The organism is Candidatus Pantoea floridensis (assembly GCF_900215435.1).
Taxonomy (GTDB): domain Bacteria; phylum Pseudomonadota; class Gammaproteobacteria; order Enterobacterales; family Enterobacteriaceae; genus Pantoea; species Pantoea floridensis.
Map to the genome: position 1 here is coordinate 3,958,754 of NZ_OCMY01000001.1, position 12,764 is coordinate 3,971,517.

Consider the following 12,764-nt stretch of genomic DNA (forward strand, 5'->3'; position numbering starts at 1 on the left):
TCTTTTCTTAAGTAAAAGATGGCCTGACCAGAATCAAGTACGCGCTCAGGAGTGGTCCGCTGAAAATCAGGAAAAATAATATTTTCAGCGAGATATAAGTCAGTGCTGCCATAAGCGCTGCATGGAAAGGACCGTTTGAGACGTGATACACGTCACGAAAAGCTGCAGCAACGGTTAAGAGTATGCAGGAGTTATTTGACAGAGTTAATATGGAAATAGTCTGAAAAGGAAATAAATGACTAAAGAAATAATGGGGTAATCTGATGAAAAATAAGGCTAAAATCTCAATGTTCGACAATATAATGCTTGTTTTTAAGACTGCTTTTCGGAATCACCGCCATTTTAATAAATGGCGGTAACGGCAATCAGGCAGGTTTTTTTAGTACCCACAGGTCCTGCTCCTTGTCATAGTGCCCAATTTGCAAATCGACAGCCTTACCATCAATTGACGCTGGCACACTGGTTTCACTGTCCCAGCCGTCGAGTTGGTCCACCAGGCCGGGATTGGTTTTGCCAGGAATACTCACAGTCTCCATATTGTCATTATTGAACGTTGCATCAACAATTTCATAGCGACCGATTTTTACCACGTGTTCCATTATATTCTCCCGTGTTTGCTGGGTTGAATAGTGAGCATAGTCGTTAACACGCAGTTTACGAGCGTTAAGAGCTCGGATTATTCCTTCTCTTCCATTACGCGCACGCCAATTTTGACGATCTGATTATCTTCTTTTTCGGCCACGGTCCAGGTGAGTTGGTTCCACTCGACCTGATCGCCAACCACCGGTGTGCTGCCCAGCAGGCTCATCACCAGCTGACCCAGCGACTGTTGATCGTTCGTCTGCTCATCCAACTCGAGCCCGTATATTTGCGCCACATCGCGCAGGCGAGCGTCTGCATCCAGAATAAAATCACCAAAGAAGCGCTGATCCAGCGCCACCGGCGGCGATTGGCTGAACATTTTGCCAAGGGCAGGTAAATCACGTTCACGACCAATAACGCAGAGTACATCACCCTCTTTTAGCCGCGTATTACCATTCGGGTGCATCAGTGCGTTATCGCGGAACAGGGCAGCAATTCGTGTTTCTCGCGGCATCTGCAAATCACGCAGCGCTGCTCCCACACACCATTTGTCCGCGCTCAATTGATAAATGAATTGCTCCCAGGGATTCTCAGGATGGATATCCAGCCCAACCCGGCTGATTGGCGATGCGGTTGGCGGTACCACAACTTTTGCACGTTTAGCGGCATAGCCCAGTGACGTACCTTGCAGCATCAGCGACACCAGCACGACAAAGAAGGCGATGTTGAAGTAGAGTTTGGCATTTTCTAATCCAGCCATCATCGGGAATACCGCGAGGATAATCGGTACGGCGCCGCGTAGGCCAACCCAACTGATAAAGATGCGTTCGCGTCCGGTGAAGCCTTTGAAGGGCAGAAGACCAACCAGAATGGAAAGGGGCCGCGCGACTAAAATTAGCCACAAGGAGAGAATCATCGCCGGCACAGCGATGTGCCATAAGTCGGACGGCGTCACCAGCAAGCCCAGCACAATGAACATGCCAATTTGGCTCAGCCAGGCCATGCCATCAAAGGTTTGCAAAATACCGTGGCGGTTGCGAATGGGGCTGTTACCCAGCAGGAAACCGCACAAATAAACCGCCAGAATGCCGCTGCCTTCCATGACGGTGGTTAGCGCAAAGACGATGATGCCACCGCTTACCGCCAGCAGTGGATACAAACCTTGCGCGAGATTAATACGATTAATTAACTGCTGCAGCGCCCAGCCGCCACCAAGGCCTAATACGATGCCTAAACCGAATTGCTGTACCAGATGCACCACGAACATCCAGCTCAGACCGGATTGGCCCTGCTGAATCATGTCGATCAGCGTGATGGTAAGAAACACCGCCATCGGGTCGTTGCTGCCGGATTCGATTTCCAGCGTAGAGCTCACGCGCTCGTTGAGACCTTTATCGCCTAAAAGCGAAAACACCGCGGCGGCATCAGTGGAACCGATAATCGCCCCAATCAGGAAGCCCTGCATTAAATCAAGTTTGAATAACCACGCGGCAGCGACGCCGGTTAAACCGGCGGTGATCATCACGCCGACGGTCGCCAGCGATAGCGCCGGTCCAAGAGCCACCTTCAACGAGGAGGCTTTGGTACGCATACCGCCGTCCAGCAGGATGATAGCTAACGCAAGGTTAGAAACCAGATAGGCAACCGGGTAGTTGTCGAAGGCAATACCACCAATGCCATCAATTCCGGCCAGCATGCCGAGCGCAAGGAAGATGACCAGAATGGGAATGCCAAGGCGTGAAGAGAATGAACTCAGCAAAATACTTGCTGCAACCAGCACGGAACCAATAATGAACAAACTGTAAATCATGCTGGTATTCAACGGCGTTCTCCTGCGGCGGGACCAAAAAAACAAACTGCGGGGGGATTCACACAGACAAGCTGAAAAGATAATGCCTTATCAATAGCTTGTCAGCGCTTAATTGCACTTTTTTTCATTCTGCGGGTCGGCATCCCATATAAGGTTAAATTCGTATGAAAAAAGCACAGTTTTTCAGGGGGAGTGAGCGTAGCCGCGGAAAAGAAAAAGCCGGTCGGTGACCGGCTTATAAACTTAGGCTTCAGCAGCCTGTTTGTGGAAAAGTTCTCTAAATACAGGGTAGATGTCTTCTGGCTCACGAATATGTTGTATCGCAAAGTTATCGAACATCGCCTGCAGGTGCTCGTACTCGCGCCATAAGGTCTGATGAGCTCGGCGCGTAATCTCGATGTAGCTGTAATAACGTACTACTGGCAGAATATGTTTAGCTAAAATCTCGTGACAGAGTGGAGAATCATCAGCCCAGTTATCGCCATCCGAAGCTTGCGCCGCGTAGATGTTCCATTGTGCCGGGTCATAACGCTCTTTCACCACCTCATCCATCAGTTTAAGTGCGCTTGAAACGATGGTGCCGCCGGTTTCCTGCGAGTAGAAGAACTCCTGTTCATCCACTTCTTTCGCTTGCGTGTGGTGGCGAATGTATACCACGTCAACGTTCTTATAGGTTCGGCTCAGGAACAGATACAGCAGGATATAAAAGCGCTTCGCCATATCTTTAGTCGCTTGATCCATCGAACCTGACACGTCCATCAAGCAGAACATGACTGCCTGGCTGGAGGGTTCCGGCCGCTTTTCAAAGTTTTTGTAACGCAGATCAAAGGTATCAATAAACGGCACCCGCTCGATGCGCGCACGCAATTCAGCGATCTCTTTGCGTAACCGCTCTTCTTCCAGCAATTGAGCCGGCTCGCTGTTCTCCACCTCTTTCAGTGTGTCTTCCAGCTCATGCAGCATGCGACGTTTACCCGCAGTCATCGCCGTCCGACGAGCGAGCGAATTCTGCAGCGAACGCACCACGCTGATGTTGGCAGGCACACCGTTTGAGGTGAATCCAGCACGGTGCGTTTTGTACTCATTTAGCTGACGATGCTGATTCTTGCGCAGATTCGGCAGCGCAAGATCCTCAAATAACAGATCGAGATATTCGTCTTTAGAAATCTGGAAAACGAATTCATCCTGGCCTTCACCATCCTGACTGGCGTTGCCCTGGCCGCTTCCACCGCCACCGCCGCCTTGTGGACGCTCGATACGGTCGTTCTGCACGAAGTGATCGTTCCCTGGGTGGACGCGATGGCGACTGCCGCCGCGACCCTGATGGAAACTCGGTTCATTAATATCGTCAATTGGAATCGAGACCGATTCGCCGCTCTCGACATCGGTCACCGAACGCTTATTGATGGCCTCGGAGATCGATTGCTTGATTTGCGACTTATAACGGCGCAGAAAGCGCTGCCGATTGACGGCGCTTTTATTCTTACCGTTCAGACGCCGATCGATAAAATAGGCCATAAAACTCCCCCAAACTGCATTGCAAGCTCAGGCCGGGATACCCGGCCTCATGTTACGGCACCATGATGCCGTATCGCTTACAGGTAACGATTATGACGATTTACGCACGCGCAGATACCACTCGCACAGCAGGCGTACTTGCTTGCGGGTATAGCCTTTTTCCATCATGCGATCGACAAAATCATCGTGTTTTTTCTGTTCGTCCGTCGAGGTCTTGGTATTAAACGAAATCACCGGCAGCAACTCTTCGGTATTCGAGAACATTTTCTTCTCGATTACCGTGCGCAGTTTTTCATAGCTGGTCCAGTTTGGATTGCGGCCGCTGTTCTGCGCGCGGGCACGCAAAACAAAGTTAACAATCTCATTACGGAAATCTTTCGGGTTGCTGATCCCTGCAGGTTTCTCGATCTTTTCCAGCTCGGCGTTAAGTGACTCGCGGTCGAAGAGCTGCCCGGTATCAGGGTCGCGATATTCCTGGTCCTGAATCCAGAAGTCAGCGTACGTTACGTAGCGGTCAAAAATGTTCTGGCCGTATTCAGAGTAGGATTCCAGATAGGCGGTTTGAATCTCTTTGCCAATAAACTCGGCATATTTCGGAATCAGGTAGCCTTTCAGATGCTCAAGGTATTTCTCCGCCAGATCCTGCGGGAACTGTTCGCGCTCAATTTGCTGTTCCAGCACATAAAACAGGTGCACCGGGTTAGCCGCCACTTCGGCATGGTCAAAGTTGAACACCCGTGACAGAATTTTAAACGCGAAGCGCGTAGAGAGCCCGTTCATGCCTTCATCTACGCCCGCGTAATCATGATACTCCTGCCAGGATTTCGCTTTTGGATCGGTATCTTTCAGGCTTTCACCATCATATACGCGCATTTTTGAGTAGATGCTGGAGTTTTCCGGCTCTTTCAAGCGCGACAGAATTGAGAAGCGGGCCAACGTTTCCAGCGTTCCCGGTGCGCAAGGAGCAGTGGTTAACTCACTGTGATCCAACAGCTTATTGTAAATCTTAATCTCTTCAGAAACGCGTAAGCAGTAAGGCACTTTGACAATGTAAACACGGTCAAGGAACGCCTCATTGTTTTTGTTATTACGGAAAGTGACCCATTCTGATTCATTGGAGTGCGCCAGAATGATGCCATTAAACGGCAGAGCAGAGATGCCCTCAGTCCCGTTATAGTTACCTTCCTGCGTGGCGGTCAGCAGCGGATGTAGCACTTTGATTGGCGCTTTAAACATCTCAACGAATTCCATCACACCCTGGTTCGCGCGGCACAATGCACCTGAGTAGCCGTAGGCATCAGGATCGTTCTGCGCGTGATTTTCCAGTTTGCGGATATCCACTTTACCGACCAGCGCAGAGATGTCCTGATTGTTCTCGTCACCCGGCTCGGTTTTAGCTATAGCAATCTGTTCCAAAATTGACGGCCAGACTTTTACCACTTTAAAGCGAGTGATATCACCGCCGTATTCATGCAGACGCTTCGCTGCCCAAGGCGACATGATGGTGCCGAGATAACGCCGCGGTACGCCATACTCTTTTTCCAGAATATTGGCATCTTCCTGCGGGTTGAACAGGCACAGCGGATGATCATTTACCGGGCTGCGTTCGCCATCCGCGCTTAACACGTAAATCGGCACTCGCTGCATCAACGCTTTCAGTCGTTCAGCCAGCGACGATTTACCGCCGCCCACTGGGCCCAATAAGTAGAGAATCTGTTTCTTCTCTTCCAGACCCTGCGCAGCGTGTTTCAGGTAGGAGACGATTTGCTCAATCGCTTCTTCCATACCGTAAAACTCTTCAAAGGCAGGGTAGCGTCCCATGACGCGGTTGGAGAAGATTCTGGAAAGGCGTGGCTCTTGCGCAGTGTCAACCATCACCGGCTCACCGATGGCCATTAAGAGTCGTTCGGCAGCGTTGGCGTATGCACTACGATCCTGTTTACAGATGGCGAGGAATTCCTGTAGTGAGAATTCTTCATCCTTGGCAGCTTCATAACGCTGACGATAGTGATCGAATATATTCATAGCGATGCCCGTCCTTTCGTTTTTAGCACAGGTAAAGGAGCGTAATTAAAGGTTATAGCAGCTCCCGGAAGATATTCTTTAATGAGTACAGCAACCCTTATGCCAACCTGACGTTTTTTTATCGGGATACACAATTATTTCGGTTACTCTGCTCGTACAAAAAGTCTCGTCTTACATTTAACTGTAGAAGGCAATCAGAAAACCTGCTGCCACTTTTAACCTTAATCAGCGATATATCAATAACAAAGTCTCATAAGCACTGAGACAATCAACCTAAGCATGGATAGCAAGGAGGCGGCTCAGATAATTCCTCCGCGCCGCCTCCAGAGCATCATTAAACGTTAACCGATAGCAAAAATTTGGTTAGACTCTACGTGTGATTGTTATATTAATGGACTGAATAAATTGTGAACCAATTCAAACTTAAAGCGCTTGCTCTTGTTGTTCCTTGTTATTTTGTGGCGTTCGCCACTCATGCAGAAACCTTAACTCTTGGGGCTTCGGTCATTTATGCCCAGTCTCCTTATAAGGGGGGACAAGACCGCTATCTGCCGATTCCTGTGATTAATTATGAAGGTGAAAACTTCTGGTTCCATAGTCTGCAAGGCGGCTATTACTTGTGGAAAGACCCACAGAATCAGCTCTCGCTAACCGTACTGGGTTCGCCTCAGGAGTATGATCCTAAAGATAACGATTTAGGCGATATGAAAGCGCTCGATAAGCGTCGCATGACGCTGATGGCAGGTGCTACTTATCGTCACGTCGCCGATTGGGGGATTGTGCGTACTGCGCTGCTCGGCGATGTACTCAATAACAGCAATGGTATGCTGTGGGATCTTACCTATCTTTATCGTTTCGATTTTGGTGCATTAAGTCTGACGCCGGGTATCGGTGCGATATGGAACAGTGCCAATCAGAACCGCTATTACTATGGTGTTTCATCACACGAAAGTACCCGTACTGGCATCGCTGAATATCACCCAGATGACAGTTGGTCGCCTTATGTGGAAATGAACGCCAGCTATCAAATTACTGATAGCTGGAATGCCAGCTTATCCGGTCGCTATACGCGCTTTGACAGCGAAATTAAAGACAGTCCAATGGTCAATAAAGAGGGGCAGTTCACCCTCTGGACCGGCATTAGTTATACCTTCTGATAAGCAAAGTGGACGCCTCATAATGAGGCGTTTTTCTTACATTGCACCAATAATGAGCCCCGTAATGGAGCGGAGGAGGAGTGATGAAAACCATAACGTTTCCCGGCGAAGCCGCCATTCCTGCAATTGGGCAGGGAACGTGGTACATGGGCGAGAATGTTGCTCAGCGCCGTCAGGAAATTGCCGCGCTACAGGCGGGGCTGGAACTCGGATTAAAGGTTATTGATACCGCCGAGATGTATGCCGAAGGGGGTGCGGAGGAGGTAGTTGGTGAAGCGCTGCGCGGGCGTCGCAATCAAGCCTGGCTGGTGTCAAAAGTTTATCCATGGAATGCCGGGGAAGTTGATGCCATTGAGGCTTGCGAGCGCAGTCTTCGCCGTCTGCAAACCGATTACCTCGATCTCTACCTATTACACTGGCGCGGTAATGTGCCTTTAGAAGAAACCCTGCGTGCGATGGAATCATTGCAGCAGCAAGGTAAGATTCGTCATTGGGGCGTATCCAATTTCGACAGTGCCGACATGCTGGAACTGTGGAATGAGCCAGGCGGCAAAGCCTGCTTAACTAATCAGGTGCTTTATCATTTAGCCTCCCGGGGCATTGAGTATGATTTGCTGCCTGAATGCCAACGCCGTGGCATGCCAATCATGGCGTATTGTCCGTTAGCGCAGGCGGGACGCTTAAGAGAGGCGCTGTTCGAGAATGCGCATCTGCAGCAAATTGCACAACAGAAGAGCATTAGCGTGGCACAATTAATGCTGGCGTGGATCATTCGCATGGAGGGTATTTTAGCGATCCCTAAAGCCAGCAGTGAAGATCATGTGCGACAGAATGCTGCCGCGCTAAGTATTCATCTCAGTCAGGAAGAACTCACGATTATTGATGGGGTGTTTCCAGCGCCGCAGAGTAAAACAGCGCTGGATATCGTATAGCCCTGCAGAAGTTTATTTGTTGACGACCCGAAGGGTGGCGCTCAGGCGAGCAGGAGATTCACCTGCACTTTTTAATGGCTTACTAATCCGTGCCGTTTCAACACATACCATGGTTTTATATCCCTCATTGGCCATGTCGCCCATGCTGCAGGATAGTTCAGGACCGGGATTCCACGTGACAACGTCACTTTGATAATGGTGATAAACTTCAATCTGACGTTTACCCGCTCTATCATGGATTACACTACAATCATCTGCGGCAGTATGGACACGATCCACTCGATTGGGATAGGTCTGTTTGCCATCGGATTCCCCAATCGAATTATCGTTAACTTTATCGATAAAGCTCTTTCCTAAGCCACTGACTTCCACTTGCGCAATATCGGCAACCTGAAAATAGCTGTGCAGCGCGGCTGTCGCTTCATAGTCACCATATGCTTCCAGCTCAATTTCACAGTGCTCTGCGATGCGGAAGCGAGCGAGCAGAGTAAAGTCATGCGGCCACAGTTTTTTGGTCTGTGCGTTGCTTTCCAGCGTAAAAGTCAGCATGACGGCATCATCGTTTTCGTCATGCGCAGTCAACGTCCACGGCATATTGCGCGCGAAGCCATGCGCCGGTTCGCCTGCTGGACCAAACCATGGCCAGCAGATCGGCACGCCACCACGAATCGCTTTACCGGCAGTAAATGGTGTCTTTTCACTGAGCCAAATTACCGGTTGTTGTCCACTCGGCTGCCATGAAAGGAGATGTGCGCCCTGCAGCGCAATGGCCGCGCGGACTTTTGGATGGCTTACCACCAGAATCGGTAAATCACCTTGCTGACGCTGTGACAGATAGGGGGTGATTTGATTCACTACCGGAAGGGTATATAGCGTATCTTGCATTGTCAGACCTTCTCTTCATCCAGTCGAAAAAAAGGGGTGACCGAAGTCACCCCTTGTCTGTTTCACCGCTTTGCTTACTTAGAAGCAACCAGTGCAATCAGGTCCAGAACTTTGTGTGAGTAACCTGTTTCGTTATCGTACCAGGAAACCAGTTTCACAAAGTTATCGTTCAGAGCGATACCCGCTTTAGCATCGAATACTGAAGTCAGAGTTTCGCCGTTGAAATCGGTAGAAACGACGTCATCTTCGATGTAGCCCAACACGCCTTTCATTTTGCCTTCTGACTCAGCTTTGATCACTGCACAAATTTCTTTGTAGGTCGCTGGTTTTTCCAGGCGAACAGTCAGGTCAACAACAGACACGTTTGGCGTTGGAACGCGGAATGCCATACCGGTCAGTTTGCCGTTCAGTTCTGGCAGAACTACGCCTACTGCTTTAGCCGCACCGGTAGAAGATGGGATGATGTTCTGTGCTGCGCCGCGGCCGCCGCGCCAGTCTTTATGAGACGGGCCATCAACAGTTTTCTGCGTTGCGGTGGTTGCATGAACGGTGGTCATCAGACCTTCAACGATGCCGAAGTTATCGTTGATAACTTTAGCCAGCGGCGCCAGGCAGTTGGTGGTGCAAGATGCGTTAGAAACGATGTCCTGGCCGGCATATTTGTCAAAGTTAGCGCCACGCACGAACATTGGGGTGCTGTCTTTAGATGGACCCGTCAGAACCACTTTCTTCGCACCAGCGGTGATGTGTTTACGTGCAGTTTCGTCGGTCAGGAAGATACCGGTCGCTTCAGCAACAACGTCAACACCCACTTCGTCCCACTTCAGGTTAGCCGGGTCTTTCTCAGCAGTAACACGGATTTTCTTACCGTTAACAATCAGCGCACCGTCTTTAACTTCTACAGTGCCGTCAAAACGACCGTGAGTAGAGTCGTACTTCAGCATATAAGCCATGTAATCGGCGTCGAGCAGATCGTTGATCGCGACGATTTCGATGTCAGAACGCTGCTGTGCAGCACGGAAAACGATGCGACCGATACGGCCAAAACCGTTGATACCTACTTTGATAGTCATATATTCCACCAGCTATTTGTTAGTGAATAAAAGGTTGGCTGTAAAATTACAAAAACCTTACCAGGCGTCAAGCGGAATCGTGTCAATTGTTGCGACAGGTCAATTCCGACACCAGGAATAATTCGTTGCGCAATCGCTTACGCAGCACCCTTATTGCGCGCCTATGTTACGCCGAATGCAGGCTGAAAAGGGATGAGTTTTGCAAAGGGTGATCCCCATCACAAAATCGTGCTCTTGCCGAGATGTCAGAAGCGTTAGCACGAAAAAAGACCCGATAGATGTTGTACGTTTGTTAGAATACTAGTCGATTTTTTCAGAATGACACTCCGGAAGATAAAATGGCTAAAGACACCGCACCCGAGGCAAAAATCGCGCAGCTATCCGAAATGCAGCGCTATGTTACTCAGCATCGTGGAACGGAGCCCCCTTTTTCGGGCGCGTTGCTGCACAACAAGCAGGAAGGAATTTACCACTGCTTAGTTTGTAATTCGCCGCTGTTCCTCTCCGAAACGAAGTACGATTCAGGCTGTGGCTGGCCAAGCTTCTATCAACCTTATAGTGATGAAGCTATTCGCTATCTGGAAGACGATACGCATGGTATGCACCGCGTCGAAATTCGCTGTGGTAATTGCGATGCTCATCTTGGGCATGTATTCCCGGACGGCCCTCAACCAAGCGGCGAGCGCTATTGCGTAAACTCCGCCTCGTTGAATTTCACTGATGAGCAGGGCAATCAGCAAGAGGGTTAAGCATGAAACAGGAACTGGAAGCGATGCTGGCGGCAATGACGCCGGAAGTGTATGCGCGTTTATCTACGGCAGTTGAAACGGGCAAATGGCCGGACGGCGTCGCGCTGACGCAAGAGCAGAAAGATAACTGCCTGCAGCTGGTCATGCTGTGGCAGGCACGCCACAATGACGATCCACAACATATGACCATCAGTAAAGGTGGGGATATGGTGATGAAGTCGAAGAAACAGCTTAAAGAAGATTTCGGTATCGAGCCCGATGTCACGCGCATCAACCTGCACTAAAAATAAAAAAGGGCTGGTTGCTCCAGCCCACATTTTCAGATTAATACCGCACCTTGCGCTTCCATCTGCGCGAACGCAATATCGCTATCATCCGGATTCAGGTTCACACCGCGGCAGCCTTCTTTAACGACCTCGACGTTGTAGCCCAGTTCTAACGCATCCAGCACGCTGTACTTGACGCAGTAATCGGTAGCAAGACCTAACATCACTAAATCGCTGATGCCTCGCTCACGCAGCCAGTTGTCGAGTTCTGTTTTGCGTCGATGTCCGTTATCGAAAAAAGCGCTGTAGCTATCGACTTCGACATCACCACCTTTGTGGAATACCGCATCAATCAATGCGCGATCAAGTTGAGGATGGAAATCCGCGCCAGGAGTGTTTTCAATGCCGTGATCCGGCCACCAGATTTGCGCTAATCCGTTTAACTCACCTAGCGTGTAAACGGGTTCACCTGAAATGGAGGCGAAACTGCCATGATTGGCAGGATGCCAATCCTGCAATGCCACGACGCACTCGCCCCGGTCATGAAACTCTCGCGCAAAGCGATTCGCTACCGCCACGGTTTGATCACCATCACGAACCGCCATTGGGCCGCCGGGGCAAAAATCGTTTTGAATATCGATAATTATCAATGCCCGTTTCATCAGTTTCGCTCCGTATTAATCTTCGGTCAGTTCGCCACGTAAATTCTGCTGCATTTTGGCACGAATTTCCGAACTGGTAAGATTCTGGCTCAACAAAAAATGCAGTTTGGTTAATGTCGCTTCAACCGTGAGATCAAAACCACTGATGACGCCGGCATGCTCTAACGCATTACCCGTAGCATAACCACCCATATTCACTTTGCCAGACATACATTGCGTGAGGTTCACGACGACAATGCCACGATCGCTGGCCTGCTGCAGTTCTGCGAGGAATTCAGCGTTCTGTGGTGCGTTACCCACGCCATAAGAACGCAAAATCAGCGCTTTCACCGGTTGACGCAGGAAATTACGTACCACATCCGCAGAAATGCCGGGATAGATCGTGACAACACCAATCGGCTGCGGCGTGATCGGGTGCACCATCAATTCACCATGGCCTTGCGGTGCTGCGGGCGTATTCAGGCGTTTTATATGAATCCCTGCTTCCAGTAAGGGGGGCAGATTCGGTGAAGCAAAGGCATTGAAGCCATCGGCGTGCGCTTTGGTGGTTCGGTTGCCACGAAACAGCGTGTTATTAAAGAACAGGGCCACTTCGTTGATAGGATAATTTGCTGCAACGTAGAGTGAATTGAGCAAATTTTGTTGCCCGTCAGAACGCAATTCGGCCAATGGAATTTGTGAACCTGTCACAATGACCGGTTTGGCGAGGTTCTCCAGCATGAATGAGAGGGCTGACGCTGTGAAGGCCATTGTGTCAGTACCATGCAGGATGACAAAACCATCATAGCGATCGTAGTTTTGCTTAATATCATTAGCAATCGATTGCCAATCCTGCGGCGTCATATCCGAGGAGTCCATCAGCGGCTGATATTCGTGGATGGTAAAATCGGGCATTTCAGGTCGATGGAACTCCGGCATCGTAGTTAGCTGCTGCTGGAGATGACCGGATACCGGAATATAGCCCTGCGCCGAACGCTGCATCCCGATGGTGCCGCCCGTGTAGGCCACATAGATATTTTTCTTTTGCATGAAGAAGCTCAGACTTGCCGTAAAACGCGCAGTATAAGGGGATTGCCAACGAAAAGCAGCCCGACCAGCGGCCGGG

Annotated in this window: 12 protein-coding genes; 4 read left to right on the top strand and 8 right to left on the bottom strand. The window is 50.0% G+C overall.

The window, feature by feature from the left end:
- Positions 1-365: 365 nt before the first annotated feature.
- The 4 genes from CRO19_RS18535 to yeaG form a co-directional block, all read right to left on the bottom strand.
- Positions 366-599, bottom strand: a complete 234-nt coding sequence (locus CRO19_RS18535) for a DUF1480 family protein (RefSeq protein WP_097097155.1) — start codon at positions 597-599, stop codon at positions 366-368.
- A gap of 77 nt (positions 600-676) precedes the next feature.
- Positions 677-2,404, bottom strand: coding sequence for a potassium/proton antiporter (locus CRO19_RS18540; RefSeq protein ID WP_097097156.1), 1,728 nt, complete (start codon positions 2,402-2,404; stop codon positions 677-679).
- A 231-nt stretch (positions 2,405-2,635) separates the two neighbouring features.
- The gene (locus CRO19_RS18545; RefSeq protein WP_097097157.1) at positions 2,636-3,910 is read right to left on the bottom strand and encodes a YeaH/YhbH family protein; all 1,275 of its coding nucleotides are present in this window, start codon (positions 3,908-3,910) and stop codon (positions 2,636-2,638) included.
- Positions 3,911-4,000: 90 nt separating this feature from the next.
- A complete protein-coding gene (yeaG, locus tag CRO19_RS18550; protein WP_097097158.1) occupies positions 4,001-5,935 on the bottom strand; it encodes a protein kinase YeaG in 1,935 nt (644 codons plus the stop codon).
- A gap of 407 nt (positions 5,936-6,342) precedes the next feature.
- On the opposite strand from yeaG, the gene CRO19_RS18555 reads away from it, so the two are divergent.
- Complete coding sequence (locus tag CRO19_RS18555) at positions 6,343-7,092, top strand: MipA/OmpV family protein (RefSeq protein ID WP_097097159.1); 750 nt, start codon at positions 6,343-6,345, stop codon at positions 7,090-7,092.
- 83 nt (positions 7,093-7,175) lie between these two features.
- Positions 7,176-8,024, top strand: coding sequence for an aldo/keto reductase (locus tag CRO19_RS18560; RefSeq protein ID WP_097097160.1), 849 nt, complete (start codon positions 7,176-7,178; stop codon positions 8,022-8,024).
- A 12-nt stretch (positions 8,025-8,036) separates the two neighbouring features.
- Here the strand turns inward: CRO19_RS18560 and CRO19_RS18565 are convergent, their stop codons facing one another.
- Both CRO19_RS18565 and gapA read right to left on the bottom strand, forming a co-directional pair.
- Positions 8,037-8,909 carry a D-hexose-6-phosphate mutarotase gene (locus tag CRO19_RS18565; RefSeq protein ID WP_097097161.1) on the bottom strand — a complete coding sequence of 291 codons (873 nt, stop codon included), beginning with the start codon at positions 8,907-8,909 and terminating at the stop codon, positions 8,037-8,039.
- A gap of 74 nt (positions 8,910-8,983) precedes the next feature.
- Entirely contained in the window at positions 8,984-9,982 is a 999-nt protein-coding gene (gene gapA / locus CRO19_RS18570) for a glyceraldehyde-3-phosphate dehydrogenase (protein WP_007889697.1), read from the bottom strand.
- Between the two features lie 338 nt (positions 9,983-10,320).
- Here gapA and msrB point away from each other — a divergent pair, with 338 nt between their 5' ends.
- Together msrB and CRO19_RS18580 are read left to right on the top strand one after the other, a co-directional pair.
- Positions 10,321-10,731: a peptide-methionine (R)-S-oxide reductase MsrB gene (msrB, locus tag CRO19_RS18575; protein ID WP_097097162.1), complete on the top strand. Its 411-nt coding sequence runs from the start codon at positions 10,321-10,323 to the stop codon at positions 10,729-10,731.
- 2 nt (positions 10,732-10,733) lie between these two features.
- Positions 10,734-11,015, top strand: coding sequence for a YeaC family protein (locus CRO19_RS18580; RefSeq protein ID WP_097097163.1), 282 nt, complete (start codon positions 10,734-10,736; stop codon positions 11,013-11,015).
- A 35-nt stretch (positions 11,016-11,050) separates the two neighbouring features.
- Here CRO19_RS18580 and pncA read toward each other — a convergent pair whose 3' ends face one another.
- Both pncA and ansA read right to left on the bottom strand, forming a co-directional pair.
- Positions 11,051-11,659 (bottom strand): bifunctional nicotinamidase/pyrazinamidase, encoded by a 609-nt coding sequence (gene pncA / locus CRO19_RS18585; RefSeq protein ID WP_097097164.1) that lies wholly within the window; start codon positions 11,657-11,659, stop codon positions 11,051-11,053.
- Positions 11,660-11,674: 15 nt separating this feature from the next.
- Positions 11,675-12,688 (bottom strand): asparaginase, encoded by a 1,014-nt coding sequence (gene ansA / locus CRO19_RS18590; RefSeq protein WP_097097165.1) that lies wholly within the window; start codon positions 12,686-12,688, stop codon positions 11,675-11,677.
- Positions 12,689-12,764 lie beyond the last annotated feature (76 nt).

What these genes read in the sequence shown, in the direction of transcription:
- CRO19_RS18580 (WP_097097163.1), top strand. Translation starts at nt 10,734, where the DNA reads ATGAAACAGGAACTGGAAGCGATGCTGGCGGCAATGACGCCGGAAGTG.
- ansA (WP_097097165.1), bottom strand. Translation starts at nt 12,688, where the DNA reads ATGCAAAAGAAAAATATCTATGTGGCCTACACGGGCGGCACCATCGGG.
- pncA (WP_097097164.1), bottom strand. Translation starts at nt 11,659, where the DNA reads ATGAAACGGGCATTGATAATTATCGATATTCAAAACGATTTTTGCCCC.
- yeaG (WP_097097158.1), bottom strand. Translation starts at nt 5,935, where the DNA reads ATGAATATATTCGATCACTATCGTCAGCGTTATGAAGCTGCCAAGGAT.
- msrB (WP_097097162.1), top strand. Translation starts at nt 10,321, where the DNA reads ATGGCTAAAGACACCGCACCCGAGGCAAAAATCGCGCAGCTATCCGAA.
- CRO19_RS18535 (WP_097097155.1), bottom strand. Translation starts at nt 599, where the DNA reads ATGGAACACGTGGTAAAAATCGGTCGCTATGAAATTGTTGATGCAACG.
- CRO19_RS18545 (WP_097097157.1), bottom strand. Translation starts at nt 3,910, where the DNA reads ATGGCCTATTTTATCGATCGGCGTCTGAACGGTAAGAATAAAAGCGCC.
- CRO19_RS18565 (WP_097097161.1), bottom strand. Translation starts at nt 8,909, where the DNA reads ATGCAAGATACGCTATATACCCTTCCGGTAGTGAATCAAATCACCCCC.
- CRO19_RS18560 (WP_097097160.1), top strand. Translation starts at nt 7,176, where the DNA reads ATGAAAACCATAACGTTTCCCGGCGAAGCCGCCATTCCTGCAATTGGG.
- gapA (WP_007889697.1), bottom strand. Translation starts at nt 9,982, where the DNA reads ATGACTATCAAAGTAGGTATCAACGGTTTTGGCCGTATCGGTCGCATC.